Origin of the sequence: Herbidospora cretacea, from assembly GCF_001570605.1 — a bacterium.
Classification (GTDB): domain Bacteria; phylum Actinomycetota; class Actinomycetes; order Streptosporangiales; family Streptosporangiaceae; genus Herbidospora; species Herbidospora cretacea.
Genome location: NZ_BBXG01000008.1, coordinates 367,529 through 386,521 on the forward strand (window position 1 = coordinate 367,529; position 18,993 = coordinate 386,521).

Annotated in this window: 14 protein-coding genes; 8 read left to right on the plus strand and 6 right to left on the minus strand. The window is 72.5% G+C overall.

The genetic code is table 11. The features are described 5' to 3' along the window. The first annotated feature begins 121 nt into the window (after positions 1-121). From AW270_RS18565 to AW270_RS18580, 4 genes are read left to right on the plus strand one after another with little or no spacing between them, the layout of a single operon-like run. A complete protein-coding gene (locus AW270_RS18565) occupies positions 122-844 on the plus strand; it encodes a hypothetical protein (protein ID WP_061296186.1) in 723 nt (240 codons plus the stop codon). Then, a complete protein-coding gene (locus AW270_RS18570) occupies positions 841-1,914 on the plus strand; it encodes a hypothetical protein (RefSeq protein WP_061295879.1) in 1,074 nt (357 codons plus the stop codon). The genes AW270_RS18565 and AW270_RS18570 overlap by 4 nt, the downstream gene beginning before the upstream one ends. Continuing rightward, entirely contained in the window at positions 1,911-3,368 is a 1,458-nt protein-coding gene (locus AW270_RS18575) for a hypothetical protein (protein ID WP_061295881.1), read from the plus strand. Before AW270_RS18570 ends, AW270_RS18575 begins: the two co-directional genes overlap by 4 nt. Beyond that, a complete protein-coding gene (locus AW270_RS18580) occupies positions 3,365-4,657 on the plus strand; it encodes an AAA domain-containing protein (protein ID WP_061295883.1) in 1,293 nt (430 codons plus the stop codon). The genes AW270_RS18575 and AW270_RS18580 overlap by 4 nt, the downstream gene beginning before the upstream one ends. Here AW270_RS18580 and AW270_RS18585 read toward each other — a convergent pair. Genes AW270_RS18585 through AW270_RS18595 form a run of 3 tightly spaced genes read right to left on the minus strand, consistent with a single transcriptional unit; the run spans position 4,645 to position 8,648 of the window. Beyond that, the gene (locus AW270_RS18585; protein WP_061295888.1) at positions 4,645-5,520 is read right to left on the minus strand and encodes an FAD binding domain-containing protein; all 876 of its coding nucleotides are present in this window, start codon (positions 5,518-5,520) and stop codon (positions 4,645-4,647) included. The two genes, AW270_RS18580 and AW270_RS18585, sit on opposite strands and share 13 nt — an antisense overlap. Then, positions 5,517-8,033 (minus strand): molybdopterin-dependent oxidoreductase, encoded by a 2,517-nt coding sequence (locus AW270_RS18590; protein WP_061295891.1) that lies wholly within the window; start codon positions 8,031-8,033, stop codon positions 5,517-5,519. Before AW270_RS18590 ends, AW270_RS18585 begins: the two co-directional genes overlap by 4 nt. Before the next feature lie 33 nt (positions 8,034-8,066). Further along, positions 8,067-8,648, minus strand: a complete 582-nt coding sequence (locus AW270_RS18595) for a TetR/AcrR family transcriptional regulator (RefSeq protein ID WP_063819247.1) — start codon at positions 8,646-8,648, stop codon at positions 8,067-8,069. 22 nt (positions 8,649-8,670) lie between these two features. On the opposite strand from AW270_RS18595, the gene AW270_RS18600 reads away from it, so the two are divergent. Together AW270_RS18600 and AW270_RS18605 are read left to right on the plus strand one after the other, a co-directional pair. Next, positions 8,671-9,321 (plus strand): endonuclease V, encoded by a 651-nt coding sequence (locus tag AW270_RS18600; protein WP_061295898.1) that lies wholly within the window; start codon positions 8,671-8,673, stop codon positions 9,319-9,321. Between the two features lie 87 nt (positions 9,322-9,408). Continuing rightward, entirely contained in the window at positions 9,409-11,274 is a 1,866-nt protein-coding gene (locus AW270_RS18605; RefSeq protein ID WP_082801642.1) for a S41 family peptidase, read from the plus strand. A gap of 9 nt (positions 11,275-11,283) precedes the next feature. Here the strand turns inward: AW270_RS18605 and AW270_RS18610 are convergent, their stop codons facing one another. From AW270_RS18610 to AW270_RS18620, 3 genes are read right to left on the minus strand one after another with little or no spacing between them, the layout of a single operon-like run. Beyond that, a complete protein-coding gene (locus AW270_RS18610; RefSeq protein ID WP_061295908.1) occupies positions 11,284-12,510 on the minus strand; it encodes an adenylosuccinate synthetase in 1,227 nt (408 codons plus the stop codon). A gap of 17 nt (positions 12,511-12,527) precedes the next feature. Further along, the gene (locus AW270_RS18615; protein ID WP_061295911.1) at positions 12,528-13,358 is read right to left on the minus strand and encodes a hypothetical protein; all 831 of its coding nucleotides are present in this window, start codon (positions 13,356-13,358) and stop codon (positions 12,528-12,530) included. Positions 13,359-13,400: 42 nt separating this feature from the next. Further along, on the minus strand, positions 13,401-14,144 hold the full coding sequence (locus AW270_RS18620; protein WP_061295914.1) for an NUDIX hydrolase: 744 nt from the start codon (positions 14,142-14,144) through the stop codon (positions 13,401-13,403). A 281-nt stretch (positions 14,145-14,425) separates the two neighbouring features. Between AW270_RS18620 and AW270_RS18625 the strand changes: the two genes are divergently transcribed. Together AW270_RS18625 and AW270_RS18630 are read left to right on the plus strand one after the other, a co-directional pair. Then, complete coding sequence (locus AW270_RS18625; protein WP_061295917.1) at positions 14,426-17,434, plus strand: glycoside hydrolase family 48 protein; 3,009 nt, start codon at positions 14,426-14,428, stop codon at positions 17,432-17,434. A 55-nt stretch (positions 17,435-17,489) separates the two neighbouring features. Then, positions 17,490-18,839 (plus strand): condensation domain-containing protein, encoded by a 1,350-nt coding sequence (locus AW270_RS18630; protein WP_061295920.1) that lies wholly within the window; start codon positions 17,490-17,492, stop codon positions 18,837-18,839. Positions 18,840-18,993: the final 154 nt, after the last annotated feature.

Here is an 18,993-nt window from a genome sequence, read left to right on the forward strand (position 1 = left end):
CGCGGTTCACAGTCGCAGAAGATAATGCTGGAATTTACTGGAAGCAACTGGAATAGCTTGGCTTTCCGTGGGGGCGCTGTTAAGGTGCGGAAACGTGGATCTGGACGGGCTGGAAGAACAGATGGGAAAGCTGAGGACGGCCATCCGGCAGGCCACGGCGGCCGGACGGCACGCCGAGGCGCGGGCGCTGTGGGCCCGGTTGCGGGAGACCGAACGTCAGTGGGAGACCGCGGTCGAGCAACCCTCGGCCCAGCCCCCCCTGGTTCCGGTGCGCGAACAGGTCCACCGGGCGCTGACCCTGCTCGGCGCCCCGACCGCCGCGAAGATGATCGTCGCGGTCGACGAGTCGTTCTTCGGCGGCCAGATGGCCAACACCCAGCTCACCAGCCTCCGGCGGGACGAGGAGAAGTCCTACCGGTCGGCGCCCGGCGCGCGGCCCTACTACCTGTGCGCGGCGCTGACCTCCGAACTGCTGTCACCGGCCCGGGGTTTACTGGCGCTCAGCACGTGGGACCTGCCGCAGCGGATCATCGGGCCGCTGAGCCCCCGCACCGACTTCCTGACCTCGGCCGTCCGGCTCGCCGAACACCTGATGCGGCTGGAGAGCGCCTCGGCGGGGGCGTTCCGGCTGCTGGGGCAGCTCGCGCGGAACATCCCGGGGGGCGGCGACGCCTTCGGGCCGGCCGACCCGGCCAAGGTGATCGCCGCGGCGGAGGCGGAGCTGGCCGTACACCAGGAGAGGGATCAGATGGACAGGCGGGAGGCGGCCGCGCGGGCGGCCGACCGGCTCAAGCCGGTCGAGCGGCTCTTCGGTTCCGGGGTCAGGACGGTGAGGTCGGCGTGACCCGCCTCGACGCGATCCGGGGGCGCACCCCGGGTCAGGACCACAACGCGCGCAGCATCGCCGCCCTCGCGGCGAACCCGGCGTGCGACCGGCGGGCGGTCCTCGACGCGGCGGCGATCGACAAGCCGCTGCTGATGAAGCGGCTGCGGTTCGACGACCGGTGGGGCCAGTCGCCGTTCGCGATCCAGCGCAACCAGCAGTTCACCGACCTGGTGAAGGCCAACGGCGCGGCCCACCTGCTGCGGCTGCTGCGCGGGCTGCTCGGCCTGCCGATCGAGGAGGCCGGTTACGTCAACCTCGAGGACGTCGGCGGGGCCGAGGGCCACGCCGCGCGCCACGGCCACACCCGCCGGATCATCCGGCAGACCGCCGAGGGCCGGGGCCGGGCGACCATCCTCGACCGGCCGCTGCTGCGGCTCGACGTCGCGGGCGCGCGGGTCTACCTGGAGCCCGACGTCATCGCCTTCCAGCTCGGCGGAATGTTCCACATCGTGGCGATCAAGTCGTTCGCGATCCTCGACGACCAGGCCGACACCCCGAAGGTGTCGGCGGCGGCGCGCGAGGCGGCGGTCTACGTCCACGCCCTGCGTGACCTCGTGGGCGCCGACCTGGTCTCCCACGACGTGATCCTGATCTGCCCGAAGGACTTCACCAACGAGCCGACGGCGACCACCGTCGACGTGCGCCACCAGCTCGTCACGCTGGCCCGCCAGCTCTCCCGGCTGACCAGGATCGACGCGATCCTCGACCGGCTGCCCGAGGGGTTCAGCCTCGACCTCGACCGGCTGTCGCCCGGCGAGATCGAGGCGGCGGTGGCCGCCGTCCCGGCCCGCTACGCCCCGCAGTGCCTGTCGGCATGCGAGCTGTCGCATCTGTGCCGCAAGGAGGCCCACCTGAACGAGCAGGTCGACGCGCTGGGCCGGGTGGTCCGCGACGACCTGGGCGGCATCGAGTCGGTGACCGCCGCGCTGCGGGTGGCGACGCCGGGCGAGCCGGTGGCCGCCGACCAGGCGGAGATCGCCGAGCGGCTCCGCCACGTCGCGCGCATCTACGACGAGGCGGTCGCGTGAGCCTGCTCCACTCCTACGTGAAGGTGCGGGCGCGGGAGCGGGGCCGGGCGCTGCCGCGCGCGACCGTGCGGCACGTCCACCTGGCCGAGGCGCCGATGGTGTTCGTGCCGCTGCGGCTGGCCGGGGAGGCCGCCGCGCCGCTGGGGGCGATGGTCGGCACCGATCCGCGCCACCCGACGCTGCTCGTGGTGCCCCAGCCGCGCAACCGCGACCTGCGGTTCCAGTTCCTCGCGGACCTGGGGGCGGTGCTGCTGCCGTACATCGACCGGATCTCCCGGCAGGTCGAGACGGTCGAGGCGAAGACGCCGTTCGAGCGGTGCCTCGACGCGCCGCAGATCGTCGTGCCGAGCGCGGGCGGGGTCGAGTTCACCGCCAAGCTGGGGCGTTCGTCGCGGTTCCGGCGCACGACCGGGCCCTACGCCGTCGACCCGGCGGTGCCGGTGCTGGGCCGGTGGCTGACGTTCCTGGCCGAGCAGAGCGAGTTCGCCGGGTCGTCGCTGATGGTGGCGATGACCGACCTGCTGACCGCCCACTGGGTGACCGGCCAGAGCGCCGTGGAGGACGGCGACCTGGCCGCGCTGCTCGGCTGGATCGACCCGCCCGAGGGGATGACCGGGGCCGAGGCGGCGGCACTGGCCGACGACCCGCTGACCCCGCCGGCCGGGCCCGACACCCATCCGGAGTTCGACCGGCAGGAGCTCCAGAAGGCGATCGCCCACTACGACGAGACCGGCTCGACCGGCCAGGTCGAGAAGGCGCTCGACGGGCAGCTGCGCCCGACGTGGGACCGGATGTGGCAGGCGATCGGGCTGCTCTCGGCGCTGAAGGAGTCGCCCGGCGCGACCTCCCGCTGGGAGCGCGACCGCGTCCACGTCGCGATGCACCGCGCCTGGATCGACGGCGGCGGCCTGCCGCAGGGCAAGCGCGACAGCGCGGTCGCGGCGGCCAAGCGGCTGGCCCGGCTGGAGGCGGCGCAGCAGTCGTTCGAGGCTGCCCGCGCCTTCGACGACCCGCTCGTCATGGCCGAATACCGGGCCGACGGGGTGGCGTTCGCGGGCGAGGTCGTGGCCGTCGACCTGACCCGGCGCATCGTGCCGCCGGGCGGGAAGCGCGAGGTCCCGCGCCCCCTGGTGACGATCGAGACGTCCGATCCGGTACGCCTGTCGCGCGGCAAGAAGGTGAGATCGCCCTCCCGTCCGCGCCAGTCGGCGACGATCACCTCCCTCTCCGACCGGATGATCACCCTCCAGATCGACGACGGCATGGGCCGGGGCGCCCTGCCCGCCGAGGGCAGCGTGCCCGGGGTCGGGACCGTGATCTGCTACACCGAGCTCGACCCCGGCGAGTCGCGCCGCGCGCCGCTGCCGCCGCGCGAGGAGACGCCGTGGACCCACGGCGGCCCCCCGCCGGAATACGTCCCGACCGACGACGACGCCGTGGAGCCCTGGTCATGACGCCCGCCGAAGCCGCCAGGGCGGCCACCGACACGATCCTGGCCGACTACACCAGCGCGTCCTCGCCGGGCCTGGTGGTCGACTCGCCCCCCGGGGCCGGGAAGACCACGCTGGTCGTCGAGACGACCGCCGCCATCGCCGGCAAGGGCGAGCGGCTGATGATCGTGGCCCAGACCAACGAGCAGGTCGACGACCTGGTCGACCGCCTCGCGAGACGGGCGCCCGACCTCACCGTCGGCCGGTTGCACGCCGAGGGCTTCGACCCGCCCGAGCGGGTCCGCCGCCACGACTCCGTCACCACCGGCAGCAAGATCGCCCAGGTGGACGGCTGCCAGGTCGTCGCCGCCACCGCCGACAAGTGGGCCTACGTCGCCGACCGGAGCTGGCGCTGGGCCATCGTCGACGAGGCCTACCAGATGCGCTCCGACAAGCTCCTCGGCGTGGCCCGGCTGTTCGCCGACGGCCACGCCCTGTTCGTGGGCGACCCGGGGCAGCTCGACCCGTTCAGCGTGGTCGACAGCGAGCGGTGGACGGGCCTGAAGTGGGACCCGCTGCAGAGCGCGGTCGCGGTGACCCAGCGGCTCAACGGGCTGCGGACCCACCGGCTGCCGGTGTCGTGGCGGCTGCCCGCGAGCGCGGCCCCGATGGTGTCGGAGGCGTTCTACCCGGCGGGCGGCTTCACCGCCGGGACCGAGGACGGGACCCGGCGGCTGGAGCTGACCGTGCCGGGCCTGCGGTCGGTCTGGGACCGGACCGTGGAGATCGCCGCCTCCACCGGATGGGCGCTGCACGAGCTGCCCAGCCGCCACACCGTCCGCACCGACCCCGAGGCCGCGCACGCCTGCGCCGAGATCGCCCGCCGCCTGGTCCAGCGCGGCGCGGTCGCCCACGACGAACACGGCTCCCACCCGGTGACGCCCGACCGCATCGCGATCGGCTGCGCCCACAACGACCAGGTGGCGGCGGTCCGGCTGGCCGGTCCGCCCGAGGGCGTCACGGTCGACACCGCCAACCGGCTCCAGGGCCGCGAATACGACGTCACGATCGTGCTCCACCCCCTGTCGGGGCGGCGCGACGCGACGGCGTTCCACCTGGAGTCGGGGCGGCTGTGCGTGCTGACCTCACGCCACCGGCACGCGTGCGTGGTGGTGGCCAGGGCCGGGATCGCCGACCTGCTCGACCACCATCCGATGAGCCCCCGGGTGCAGCTCAACGTGCCGATCAAGTTCCCCGACGGGTGGGCGGCCCACCACGCCGTGCTGGCACACCTGGAGAACTACAAGGCCTGAGCCAGGACGTCGGCGATCAGGGTCTCGGTCAGCGGGATCTTGTAGGCGGTCTCGGGGAAGGCCGGCGTCCAGCCGAGGCGGGCGGCCCGCGCGAACAGCTCCTGCGACGGCGGCTGCCCGACGAGCGCGCGCTCGACGTCGGGGAGCCGCAGCGGGACCGCCGCCACTCCCCCGACGGCCACCCCGGCCCGGACGACGACGCCGTCGCCGACAGTCAGGCGGGCGACCGCCTCGGCCAGCGGCCATTCGGCGGAAGCGCGGCCGATGGCCCGCTTGTACCCGGCCTTCTCGCCCTCGGCCGGGGGCGGCAGGACGATCGCGGTCAGCAGCTCGCCGTCGCCGAGCAGGTGGTCGCGGGCGCCGTCGCCGTAGAGGTCGGCCACCTTGCGCGGCTGCTGATCCTCGATCTCGGCGTCCGCGTCGTAGGCGAGCAGGGCGAGGGCCACCGACGACGGGTGGGGCGCGACGCACGGCCCGACGTCGAGCACGACCGCGCGCTCGCCCGGGTTGCCGCGCGCCGGGCAGCCGGTGCCGCCGGTCTTCAGGCACTCGTAGTGCTCGCTCCGGTAGTAGCGGCAGCGGGTGCGCTGGAGCAGCACCCCGCCGAGCGTGGCGGCGCGCCTGATCTGCGGGGTCGCCAGCGCTCCGGCCGTCAGGGCCAGCGCCGGATAGGCCGTCGTGAGCGCCGGATCGGTGGCGAGGGTGTCGACGGTGACCATCGCGCCGGCGCGGAACCCGCCGTCGGGCGTGCGGTCGATCGAGCGGAGGTCCCGGTCGTACAGGTCGATGAGAGGGCCCGTCGAGCGGCCGGACGCGCGGCGTTCCATCAGGTCCGTGCCACCGGCACGGTATTCGGCGGTCATCGGGCCATCCCTTCGAGCAGGCGGTCGGGGCGGATGGGCAGGTCGAGCGGGCGGAACCCGGTCGCGTTGAAGACCGCGTTGGCGACCGAGGCGGCTACCGAGATGGTGCAGACCTCGCCGAGGCCGACCCCGCCGCCGGGGACGTGGTCCCAGCCGTCCTCGTGGAAGTGGATGGTCATCTCGGGGGTGTCGGCGATGCCCGGGAGGCGGTAGTCCTCCAGGTTCGCCGACAGGACCACGCCGGTGCGCGGGTCGGTGACCCGCTCCTCGTACAGGGCGTAGCCGATGCCCTGGATGATGCCGCCCTCGCACTGGTTGCGGGCGGTCTGCCGCGAGAAGACGGTGCCGACGGCGATGCCGCCCCAGACCCGCACGACCCGCGTCCGGCCGAGCAGCGTGTCGACCTCGACCTCGGTCACGTGGACGGCCCCGGCCAGCCCCCGCCCGATGCGCAGATGGTCCATGGACACCGGGACGGCCGAGCCGCCCCTGTCCTTGGGCCGCTGACCAAGGACGCTCACCCCTTCGGCCTCGCCGACGGGCTTGCCGCCGAGGTGGCCGGCGAGCTTCGTGGCGGCGTCCCGCGCCGCCGGGCCGACCGAGGCGGTCGACCGGCTGCCGCCCGCGACGGGACCGTGGGGCGCGTCGGCGCTGCCGAGTTCGACGACGATCTCGGCGTCGGGGAAGACCTCCCTGACCGCGTTGCGGATGACGGTCCGGACGCCGGTGCCGATGTCCTGGGTGGCGGTCCGGGCGACGATCCGGCCGTCGCGGACGGTGAGCTCCACCTTGGTGTCGAGGTCGGCGGTGTAGATCCAGTTGGCGGCGGCGGCCCCGACGCCCCGCCGGTAGCGGCCGGTCTGGCCGGGCGCCGGGCGGTCGCGCCACAGGGGCAGCTCTCCGGCGATCTCGTAGAGGGCGCGGCGGCGGACGTTGCCGTCCCAGGTGCGGCGGAGCTTGAGCGGGTCGGCGCCGAGGCGGTGGGCGATCTCGTCGACGCCCTGCTCGACGGCCCAGGCGAACGGCGGCCCGCCGGGGCCGCGGAACGGGCTGGCCGGGGGCGCGTTGCCGATGACGTCGCGGTCGCGGAAGTGGCGCGGGCCCCGGCCGTACATCATCAGGCCGAGGGTGGCGACCATGGAGCCGGTGGAGACGCCGCCGTGCCCGGAGACGTCGAGCGCGATGGCGGCCAGGCCGCCGGTGGGCGTGCCGAGCATCCGCAGTTCCGAGCGGGTGCCGGGGCGGTAGCCGGTGTCGGTGAGCTCCTCGGCGCGGGACATCTCGACCTTCACCGGGCGGCCCGTCTTCCTGGACAGCTCGACGGCGGCCACCGCGTCGGCGCCGAGGGAGAGCTTCGACCCGAACCCGCCGCCCACGTGGTGGGCGATCACCTCGACCCTGGGCGGGCTCCACCGTTTGGCGGCGGCGGCCTTGATGTGCGGGAGCCCCTGGGTGGAGGTGTGGATCGTCAGCCCGTCGGCCCGCCAGTCGGCCACGGTCACGTGGGGTTCGAGCGCGGTGTGCGACTGACCGGCGGTGGTGAACGTGGCGGCGAAGTAGCCGGGGGCCTTCCGCTCCTCGGCCGCGTCGAGCCGCCGCCGCGCGGTGCGCCCGCGCCAGGCCGAGGGGTAGCCCGACCGGACGTTGCCCTTCCAGCGGCCCGGGAACCCGGAACCCTCCGCGCTCGACGGGGCGTTCCTGCGCTGGTCGCCCTCGAAGACGACCGGGGCGTCCGGGCGGCGGGCCTCCTCGGGGTCGACGACCGAGGGCAGCGGCTCGTAGGCGATCCTGACGCTGTCGGCCAGCGCCCGCGCCGCGGCGGGCGTCTCGGCGGCCACCGCGGCGATGGGCTGGCCGGTGTAGCGGACCACGCCGCCGTCGAGGAGGAGCACGGACGGTTCGGGCAGTTCGAAGGAGACCCGGGCGTGCGGCTGGGCCGACCGGACGATCGCGCCGTGGAGCATCCCGTCGAGCACGACGTCGACGGTGTACCGGGCCGCGCCGGTGACCTTGTCGGGCGCCTCGACCCGGGCCGGGACCGGCTCCCGGTCGTCGAACGCGCCCGCGCAGGCCTTCTGGACGGCGGTCAGGATGTTCTCGTACGCCCCGCACCGGCACAGGTGCCCGGTCAGCGCGCCGGCCACCTCCTCGCGGGAGGGCGGCTCGTCGCGCTCCTTGCGCCACCGGTCGTGGAAGGCGACGGCCTCGGTGACGAACCCGGGGGTGCAGAACCCGCACTGGAGCGCGTCGCACTCGACGAAGGCCCGCTGCACGGGGTGGTCACCACCGACCCCCTCGACGGTGGTGACCGACGCCCCGTCGAGGTGGGCGGCCGGCAGCAGGCACGACACCTTCGGCTCGCCGTCGACGAGGATCGTGCAGGCCCCGCAGACCCCCGCGCCGCAGGAGACCTTGGTGCCGGTGGCCCCGAACGCCGTCCTGATCACCTCGGCGGCGGTGTCGTCGGGCGCGGGGTCGTGCTCGCGCGGACTGCCGTTGAACGTCAGGCGCATGGGGGGCTCCCCTTTCCTATCCGGAGTGAATGTTCACTCCGCAGGGCGGTCGTTGTCAAGCAGCGCCCAGCACGCCGCCCGCCCCGCCTCCAGATCGGCCTCATCGAGCACCAGGCCGCCCCGGCGGGCCTTCACCAGCCCGACCAGCGCGCCGTAGACGAGGGCGACCAGCATCTGCGGGTCACCCGCCCGGATCTCCCCGGCCTTCTGCCCCTGCCGGACGAAATCCACCGCCATCTCGTCCATCGACGTCGACGTGGTCCGGCTGTCGAGGTCGAGATAGCCCTCGTGCTGCTGCAGCTCCAGGAACGCGAACGCCTCCGGATGGTCGGCCGCGAACCCGACGAAGGTCCGGAACATCGCCGCGAACACCGCCTCCGCGGAGGCGTCGTCGACCCGCTCGGCCGCGAGCCGCTCGGCCAGCCGCTCCTTCCAGAGCCGGTAGACGGCGTTGCCCAGCGCCTCCTTGCTGGGGAAATGCCGATAGAGGGTGCCCACGGACACCCCCGCCCGGTCGGCCACCAGGGCCACCGGCGTGTCGCCATAGGTACGCTCGTTGAACACGGCGAGGGCTGCTTCGAGCAGCGCCGCACGCGTACCTCCCGCTCGTGTCATTCCGGCAGTCTACGGTGGCCTGATGCGCATGACCTGGGACGAACCGGCCACCGTCGACGAGGCGACAGCGATCCAGAACCGGCTGCGCCCGCTGGCCGACCTCTCCTCCGCCGGCCCGGCCGAGGTCCGGTTCACGGCCGGGCTCGACGTGGGCTACGCCGGCGACGAGACGGTGACCGGAGCCGTCGTGGTGCTCGACGCGTCCCTCCGGGTCGTCGACCAGGCGGTGGCGCGGGAGAGGGCGCGCTTCCCCTACGTGCCGGGGCTGTTCGCGTTCCGCGAGATCCCGCCGCTGCTGACCGCGCTCTCGCGGCTGTCGGTCCAGCCTGACCTGCTCGTCTGCGACGGCTACGGCGTCGCGCACCCGCGCCGGTTCGGGCTGGCCTGCCACCTGGGAGTGGTGACGGGGCTGCCGTCGATCGGGGTGGCCAAGACGGCGTTCGTGGGGACCTCCGCCGAACCTCCGCAGGCCCGGGGGTCGTGGACGCCGATCGTCCTCGACGGCGACACGGTCGGCCGGGCCCTGCGGACCCGGACCGGGGTGAAGCCGGTGTACGTGTCCCAGGGACACCGGATGAGCCTGGACAACGCATGCGCCCACGTGCTGCGGCTGGCCCCGGAGTTCCGGCTGCCCGAGCCGATCAGGCTGGCCGACCGCCTCTCCCGGACCTGAGTAGGGCCCTACTCTCCCCGGGGACATTCCCGGCGGCCATGGTGGATTTCCGACATCACCTCCCCAGGCCACCAGGAGGCCTCCGACATGGACGTCACAGCTGTCTTGGCCGCCGCGGCGGCCGATCCCCGGCCGGAGGCCGCCGCGCCCCAGCCCGTCTGGACGGTCGTCCCCGGCACGCTGGCCGGCTTCCTCGCCACCGCGGGCACCCTCACCCTCGACCAGCGGCGTCTCATCGTCCGCCAGGCGCTGCTGGTCTTCGAGCAGAACTTCGCGCACCTGCCGCTCAAGGTCGCCATGCACGGCGTCAACCCCGTCCAGCGGCTGCGGCTCCTCGACGCGCGGCTGAGCGGGGAGGAGGACCCCGGCCCCGAGTGGGCGTTCCACTTCGAGCTCCAGTCGATCTTCCACTCGGTCCGCGACCTGCACACCGGCTACCGGCTCCCGGCCCCGTTCGCCGACCACGCGGCGTTCCTGCCGTTCCGGATCGAGGAGGCCTTCGAGGACGGCGCGCCCCGCTACGTCGTCACCCAGGTCAACGCCGCCCTGCTGCCGGTCGGCTCGGACCTTGCGGTCGGCGTCACGGTCACCCACTGGAACGGCGTCCCGGTGGGACGCGCCGCCGACGTCAACGGCGAGCGCTACGCCGGGAGCAACCTGGCCGCCCGCCACGCGCGGGGGCTCGACTCGCTGACCCAGCGGGCGCTGGCCGGGCACCTGCCCCCCGACGAGGAGTGGGTCACGCTCTCGTACGTCGACCTCGACGGCAAGCCCCGGGAGCTCACCCTGCCGTGGCTGGTGCTCCGCCGCACCGTCCCGGCTCCGCCGGTGGGCGGGGTCGCGCCGCGCGGGGTCGACATCGAGGGCGAGGAACTGGCCTCCATCCGGGGCTTCCTGTTCCCGCCCGGCGGCGCGGGCCCCTCGGGCTACACGGCCACCGGGATCTTCCTGTGGCGCGAGGTCGAGACGGCCTCGGGCACGTTCGGCCACGTCAGGATCACCGGGTTCAGCCTCGGCCGGTTCACCTCGCAGGCCGCGTGGGTGGCCGCCGTCCAGGCGCACGTCGAGGCGTTCGCCTCGATCGTCACCTCGCTCCCCGGCGAGGGGCTGATCATCGACATCCGGGGCAACCCCGGCGGCCACATCGTGGCGGGAGAGATCCTGCTCCAGTTCCTCACCCACCGCCGCGTCCAGCCCGAACCCGCCCAGATGATCAGCTCGCCGCTGAACCTGCTGCTGGCCCGGACGACGGGCGACTACGCCCCTTGGGAGAGGTCGCTGGCGCTGGCTGTGCGGACCGGCGCGGTCTACTCCGACGCGTTCCCGCTCAGCTCGGAGGAGCTCGTCAACGCGTTCGGGCAGTTCTACCACGGGCCCGTCGTGCTGATCACCGACGCCCGCTGCTACTCGACCTCCGACATCTTCGCCGCCGGGTTCGCCGACCACGGCATCGGCACGATCATCGGCACCGACGGCAACACCGGCGCGGGCGGCGCGAACGTGGTCGGCCAGGCCGACCTCCTCGACGACCTCAAGGACGTGCCCGGCAGCCCCTACCGGAAGCTCCCGGCCGGGGCCGAGATCAGCGTCGCCATCAGGCGCACCCTGCGGGTGGGCGAGTCGGCCGGGACCCCGCTGGAGGACCTCGGCGTCGTCCCGCAGGTGCGCCACCGGCTCACCGTCGCCGACCTCCTCGGCGGCAACCCCGACCTCATGGAGACGGCCGGGCGCGAACTGGCGAAGCTCCCCCGGCGACGCCTGCGGATCAGCCTCGCCGGGGGAACCCTCCACTACGACACACTCGGTCTCGACCGGGTGGACTTCTACGTCGACGGACGCCCCCGTGGCTCAGCCGACGTCACCGACGGCCCCGGCGACCTGCCCCTGGAAGGGGAGCGGGTCAGGGCCGAAGGGTTCCTCCGAGGCGACCTCGTGGCGGTCGCCACCGCCTGATGCCACCGCCTAGCGGCGACCGGCGGCGGGCCGGCGGACCTTCTTGTCGAGCCAGGTCGGGCCGCTCGACCGGACCGTGACCGGGGCGTCGAGCTCCTGGGCGACCAGTCCCGGCCACGACTCGGGGGCCGGGGACAGGACCGGGCGGGCAGTGAGCAGGCGTTCGGACACCTTGGCCCGGTGGTCGAGGTTGCCGCCGGGCACCAGGGTCAGGCCGTCGGCGTACTCGCGGCAGACCTTGAGCTCGGGGTGTTCCTCGGCCACGTCCATGTGGGTCAGGGCGATCTCGTCGACGCCGCCGCAGACGCCCGCCGCGTACTTCAGCGCGACGAGGTCGAGGTGGCCGGTGCGGAAGGGGCCCTGCCACTCGCCGGTCCTGTTGTGGCGCTCGGGCAGGTCGAGCGTCGGGTCCTCGGTCACGAAGGGGCCGTTGCCGTGCCGGGTCATGTACGTCCGGACGACGCCCAGCCGCTTCGCGTCGTCCATGCCGGCCTCGCCGAGCAGCTCGAAGGCGTTGGTGAACGTGGTGGTCGCCCAGGTCGTGTACGGGTGGAAGCCGTACCACTCGTCGAGCAGGACGCCCTGCGCGCCCTCGAAGACGAGCGGCCCGCCCGAGGGCAGCCGGCCGGTGCGGACGGTCGCCCCGAACTGGCGGTAGACCTCGGTCACGTCGTCGACCGTGGGCAGTTTGATCGGCCGGCCGATCTCGGCCGAGGCCCAGTCGCGCAGCCGGGTGAGCAGCCGCCGCACCACCCAGGGGTTGCCGCAGTCGGCGACCCGGATGGCGAAGTCGGGGTTCTCCAGCGCGTACGACGCCGTCTCGCCCACGCCCATGCCGCACGAACCGTGGCGGTGCTCCCCACGGGAACGTTCCCGGTGCTGGTTGACGCGCTTGTGGAAGGGCGTGGTGACCAGCGCCTCGGGGTCGACGGTGAGCAGGCCCATCGGGTCGGGCACGCTCATCCACCGCAGGTGGTTGGCCTCGCTGGCCAGCCGCAGCGGGTCGATCATCATGAACCGCGACAGGAACGTCGGCACGCCCCAGAACGTCCCCGCGCCGAACTGGGCGAAGGTGTGGTGGCGGCCGTCGGGGGTGACGACGTTGTGGCCGGCCTGGCCGCCGCCGTTGTAGCGGACGACCGCCCGCACCGGGTTGCGGGAGCACAGCCAGTCGACGATGGTGCCCTTGCCCGCGTCGCCGTACCCGAGGTCGGCGACGATGATGTGATCTTCCATGGCGGCGTCCACTCTCGCTAGTGGGCCTTCTGGGACATGACTCGGTCGACGACGGTGAGGGCGATCGTCTCGCAGATCGACGAGATGTCGTCGAGCTCGATCACCCGGTCGCCGAGGAGGGCGCGCCACAGGCCGCTGACCTGCTGGTCGCCCGCGTAGGAGGTGCCGCCGGGGATGATCATGTTGATGTCCCAGGTGCGGGAGGCCTCCTTGACGATGGTCTCGATGCCGACGTCCTTGACCAGGGACTCCCCGAACAGCCCGGCCACCTGGTGGCCGGCCACGGACGGGTAGGGCATCTCGTCGCCGATGATGAAGGCGACGCCCTTCACCCCGCGCTTCTCGTGGCAGTCGAGCGCGGTGTGCCGGGCCAGGAAGTAGAGGGCCAGTTCGTAGCTCTCCTGCTTGCCGCCGCCCCCGCCGCCCTCCAGGAGGATGCGGCGCAGGTCCTCGTCCATCCGGTTGTCCGACTCGAACTGGCCGATCTGGAGCGGGGCGCGGTCGCAGGTGGCGTCGCCGACGGCGCCGAAGAGGATCTGGGCGTCGGGGATCAGCGCGGTGACCGCCGACAGCAGGTTCGGCAGCCGTTCCTGCAGGTCCCGGGGGACGCGCTGCATCGATCCGGTGACGTCGAAGAAGACCGCGACGGCGATGCTCTCGGGGTGTTCCTGGGAGTCGCGGGCCTCGCGGACCCTTACGTTGTAGGGGTCGAGCGCCTGGTGCACCCGCCACGTGTCGCGCGGCTGGTGGCGCATCGTCTCGTTGTGCCCGAAGGCGGCCAGGCCGCGCTGCTCGCGGTAGATCCGCGCGGCCTGGTATTCATCGTCGGACCAGTGGCCCCATCCCATGTGCGGTGGCTCCTTCGGTGACTTCTTCGGTGGCTTCGAGCTTCATTCGGTGGTCGGGCGCAGTAAGGCCGGGTGGAGCTGGGTGGCGTCGCCCGGCCGGTAGAGGCGGGCACGGGGGCCCCCACGTTCTCCCCCGCGCTCGGTCGTGCGGCCGGTCTCCTCGACGAAGTTGCGCACCGACAGCACCTTGCGGTGGAAGTTGGCGGCGTGCAGCTGCTCGCCCCACACGGCCTCGTAGACCGTGCGCAGTTCGGAGATGGTGAACTCGGGGCCGACGAACCTGGTCGCCAGCGGGCTGTACTCGAGCTTGTCGCGGGCCCTCTCGACCCCCGCGGCGAGGATCTCCGAGTGGTCGAAGGCCAGCTTCATCTCCCCGGTGGCAGCCAGGGGGATCCAAGCGGCGTTCTTGGCGTCGGTGTCGGCGACGGGTTCGGGCAGCCGGGGCGCGAAGGCCAGGTAGGCCACGGTGTAGACGCGCAGGGGTCGCGGGTCGCGGCCGGGCTTGCCGAAGGTCTTCAGCTGCTCCAGGTGGACACGGTCGAGGTCGCTCTGGGTGAGGCCCGTCTCCTCTCTCAGCTCTCGGGCGGCGGCGTCCGGCAGATCTTCGTCATTCAGGACGAATCCGCCCGGGAGCGCCCACTCGCCCTCGAACGGCGGCTGGCCGCGTTCGATGAGCAGGACGTGGAGCTCCTTGTCGCGGATGGTCAGGATGACGAGGTCGACCGTCACGCCCACAGGCGGGTAGTCGCGCGGCTCATAGGAGTTCAGCCATTCCGCCTCTTCCATTCCACCGTCTTTCTCAATCTGAGTACTTCTGAAAATGAGGATAACCCTCCGCCCCGAGTCGCACAAGCCGCGATTCTGAACGTTTCACCCATCCCCCGGACGGCGTCCCACGTCGGCTCACCCAGGGCCGTCACGTTGCCGAAACACCCTGTACTCGGGACGGAAACGCGCCCACATTGAGAGCCGCCCACCCCCCTTGCCCCGGAGACGACCTGCTGATGAGACCTCCAGCTCCACCACCCAGATTCCGGCTGCGGTCATGGCGGTTCCGCGTCACGGCGGTGTTCACCGCCCTCGTGGCGGCCGTCGCGCTCGCCACCGTTCCGACCCTCCCCGCCAACGCCGCCATCGCGTGCCAGGTGACCTACGCCAAGCAGTGGGACAACGGCTCCGGCTTCGGCTCCAACATCACGATCCAGAACCTCGGCGACGCGGTCAGCCCGTGGCGGCTGACCTACACCTGGCCGGGCAACCAGACCGTGCAGCAGGGCTGGAACGGCACCTGGTCCCAGTCGGGCGCGAACGTGACGGTCGTCGCGCCGTCGTGGGCCCAGAACCTCGCCTCCGGCGGGAACGTCGGGATCGGCTTCAACGGCCAGTACAGCGGCGCCAACACCAACCCGACCTCGTTCTCGCTGAACGGGACGGTCTGCAACGGCCCGAACCCGTCGCCGTCGCCGTCCCCCTCGCCGACCCCGCAGGCGCTGATCGTGACGCCGACCACGGTGAGCGTGCCCGAGGGCGGCACCGCCACCTACTCGGTCCGGCTCCAGGCGCAGCCGACGTCGAACGTCACGGTGACCTCGACGGCCGGTTCGGGTGACACGAGCCTGACCGTGAGCTCCGGCGCGAGCCTGACGTTCACGACGTCGAACTGGGCCACCGCGCAGAACGTGACGCTGGCCGCCGCGCAGGACTCCGACAGCACCAACGGCTCCCGCACGATCACGGTCGCCTCCAGCGGCCTGACCAGCGTGAACGTCACGGCGAACGAGGCCGACGACGACCCGGGCACCACCCAGTCGCTCGTCGTCTCGCCGACCGCGCTGACGGTCCCCGAGGGCAACACCGCCATCTTCAGCGTCCGGCTGGCGATCGCGCCCACCTCGAACGTCACCGTGACCACCACGGCGGCCTCCGGCGGCGACGCCGACCTGACCGCGACCGGCGGCACCTCGCTGACCTTCACCCCGTCGAACTTCGCGACGGCGCAGAACGTGACGCTGAGCGCAGCGCAGGACACCGACAGCGTCAACGGCTCGCGCACCTTCACCGTGGCGTCCACCGGCCTGACCTCGGTGGCGGTCACCGCGACCGAGGCCGACGACGAGAACACGAGCAACGCCTACATCACCGAGTTCCAGACGCAGTACAACAAGCTCAAGGCCAGCGCCTCGGGCTACCTGTCGCCGGAGGGCATCCCCTACCACTCGGTGGAGACGCTGCTCGTCGAGGCGCCCGACCACGGTCACGAGACCACGTCGGAGGCGTTCTCCTACCTGATCTGGCTGGAGGCGCAGTACGGCCGCATCACCCGCAACTGGGCCCCGTTCAACGCCTCGTGGGCGCTGATGGAGCAGTACATCATCCCGTCGACGGCGGGGCAGCCGGGCGGGCAGACCGCGTACAACCCGAGCGACCCGGCCGACTACGCGCCCGAGTTCAACCAGCCGAACCAGTACCCGTCGCCGCTCTCCACCAGCGTCGTCGCCGGTCAGGACCCGCTGGCCAACGAGCTCCAGTCGACCTACGGCAACCGCACCATGTACGCCATGCACTGGCTGATCGACGTCGACGACGTCTACGGCTTCGGCACCGGCCGCGGCAGCAGCCTGACCGAGTGCGGCGACAACACCAAGCGCGTCACCTACATCAACACCTACCAGCGCGGCCCGCAGGAGTCGGTCTTCGAGACCATCCCGCACCCCTCGTGCGAGACGCAGCGGTACGGCCAGACCGGCGGCGGCTTCCAGCCGCTGTTCATCCAGGGCACCGCGGCCCCGCAGTGGCGCTACACCAACGCGCCCGACGCCGACGCCCGCGCCGTCCAGGCCGCCTACTGGGCGCTCCAGTGGGCCACCGAGCAGGGCAACCAGTCGCAGATCTCGGCCACCCTCACCAAGGCCGGCAAGCTCGGCGACTACCTGCGCTACGCGATGTACGACAAGTACTTCAAGAACCCCGGCTGCGCGTCCCCGACGTGCACGGCGGGCTCCGGCAAGAGCAGCTCGGCGTACCTGCTGAACTGGTACTTCGCCTGGGGCGGCGCGCTGGACGGCACGTGGGCGTGGCGGATCGGCTCCAGCCACAACCACGGCGGCTACCAGAACCCGCTGGCGGCCTGGGTGCTCAGCTCGTCCGGCCCGGCCGCGCTGCGCCCGCAGTCACCGACGGCCGCGACCGACTGGACCACCTCGCTCACCCGCCAGGTGCAGTTCTACAAGTGGCTCCAGTCCGCCGAGGGCGGCATCGCGGGCGGCGCGACCAACTCGTGGGACGGCGCCTACGCCGCCCGGCCGAGCAACCTGCCGCAGTTCTTCGGGCAGACCTACGACGTCGACCCCGTCTACCACGACCCGCCCTCCAACCAGTGGTTCGGCTTCCAGGCCTGGGGCATGCAGCGCCTCGCGGAGCTCTACTACGTGACCGGCAACACGACGGCCAAGTCGGTGCTCGACAAGTGGGTCCCGTGGGTGATCTCCAACACGACCCTGGGCAGCGGCGCGACCTTCGCCATCCCCAACGAGATGGACTGGTCGGGCGCCCCGTCGGCCAGCTTCAACTGCGCGACCTGCGTCCCGGCCGACAACCCCGGCCTGCACGTGTCCATCCGCAACACCGGCACCGACGTCGGCGTGGCCGCGTCCCTGGCCCGCACGCTGATCTGGTACGCGGCCAAGGAGAACGGCTCGACCCTGGGCACCCAGGCCAAGGCCACGGCCAAGGGGCTGATCGACCGCCTGCTGCTGTCGAAGACCAGCAAGGGCATCGCGATCCCCGAGCCGCGCGCCGACTACCAGCGCTTCGACGACGTCTACAACGCCTCGACCGGCCAGGGGGTCTACATCCCCTCGGGCTTCAGCGGCGTCATGCCCAACGGCGACACGATCGTCCCGGGCAAGTCGTTCCTCGGCATCCGGTCCTTCTACCTGCAGGACCCGGAATGGCCCAAGGTCCAGGCATACCTGGACGGCGGAGCCGTGCCGACGTTCACCTACCACCGGTTCTGGGCCCAGGCGGACATCGCCATGGCCTTCGCCGACTACGGCACGCTGTTCCCGGCGGGCTGACGATCTGACCGGCGCGGGCCTGACCGGGCCCGCGCCGGTTTCTCTGGAGTACGCAGTGAAAGCAGAATTCGCCGGGGGCCGGGAAGGGAGTGCGCGGCTGGCCTGGGGGCAGCGCGCCATCTGGGACGCGATCCAGCAGGCCGGCCCGGCCAACGCCCATTTCTTCAACATCGGACGCCTGATCGCCTTCGCCCGGGGGCGCGGCCCCTTCCCGATCGAGGACGCGGTCGGGGCGGTGGCCGCGATGGTCCTGCGGCACGAGGCCCTGCGGGCCAAAACCCACGTCGACGCCGGCGGCGAGCCGTACCAGGTCGTTCACGGCGAGGGGAGGCTGCCGGTCCGGGTGGCCGAGTGCGCCGACGACGAGGCCGACGAGGTGGCCGAGGTGCTGCTGGCCGAGCTGGCCCGCACCGCGTTCTCGCCGGACGACGAGTGGCCGGCCCGGTTCGGCCTGATCGTCGTCGACGGCATGGTGCGGCACGTCGTGTTCGTGCTGTGCCATCTGGCCGCCGACGACTACGCCGCCGACCTGGTGGCCCGCGAGCTGCGGAACCTGCTGCTGCGCGGCGGGTTCCCTGCGCCGCCGTCGCAGCAGTTGCTCGACCTGGTGGCCGAGGAGGAGTCGGGCGTCGGCCGCTACCGCTCCGAGGCGGCGCTGGCCCACTGGGAGAACGGCTACCGCCGCATCCCGCCCACGATGTTCCCCGCCGTGGTGGGCCCCCCGGCGGAGCCGCGCTGGAGCCGGGCCGTGCTGGAGTCGCGCGCCTTGGAGGACGCCGTCGCGGTCGTCGCCGCCCGGCACCACGTCAGCACCGGGACGGTCCTGATGACGGCGGTGTCCACGCTGCTCGGCGCGTTGCAGGGGCACGACGTCTGCGCGATCACCCCGATCGTGCACAACCGCTACCGCCCCGCCACCCGCGACCTGGTCGCCACGCTCACCCAGCTCGGCCTGTTCACCCTCGACATCGACCCGCTCGCGCCGCTCGCCAAGACCCTGGAGCAGTCGCACTCGGACGCGATGCGCTCCTACCGCCACGCCCAGTACGACCAGCGCGCCTGGGACGCCATGGTGGAGAAGGTCAGCGCCGAGCGGGACGTGCGCGTCTACCCGTCGTGCTGCTTCAACGACGTCCGGCCGGTCGAGCAGCGGGTGGCCCTCTCGGCGATCGACGGCGACCCGGGCCCGGCCGAGGTCGAGTGGCTGCCGGGGGTGGAGCACTTCAACTGCGACTTCTGCTTCGTGGTCACCCGGCAGGCCGGCACGCTCGCGATCGGGCTGACGGCGGACACGTGCCGGTTCCCGCGCGAGCGGATGGTGACGCTCATGCGCGGCGTCGAGGAGCTCGTCGTGGAGTCGGCGTTCCGGGACACCAGACCCATGGACCTTGAGGTGTTGCGCTGACATTTCGGCCAGGGGGCGGCGGCCAGGTGGCCGGGCGGTGAACTGGGGTTTTTGCCGAAGTTGGCTTGAGCGGGTTCACACGAAGACACGCCCGCCCGGTGGTCAAAGCCTGATATTTCGGGACATTGTCAAAAATGTGAGAGTCCCCTTGACA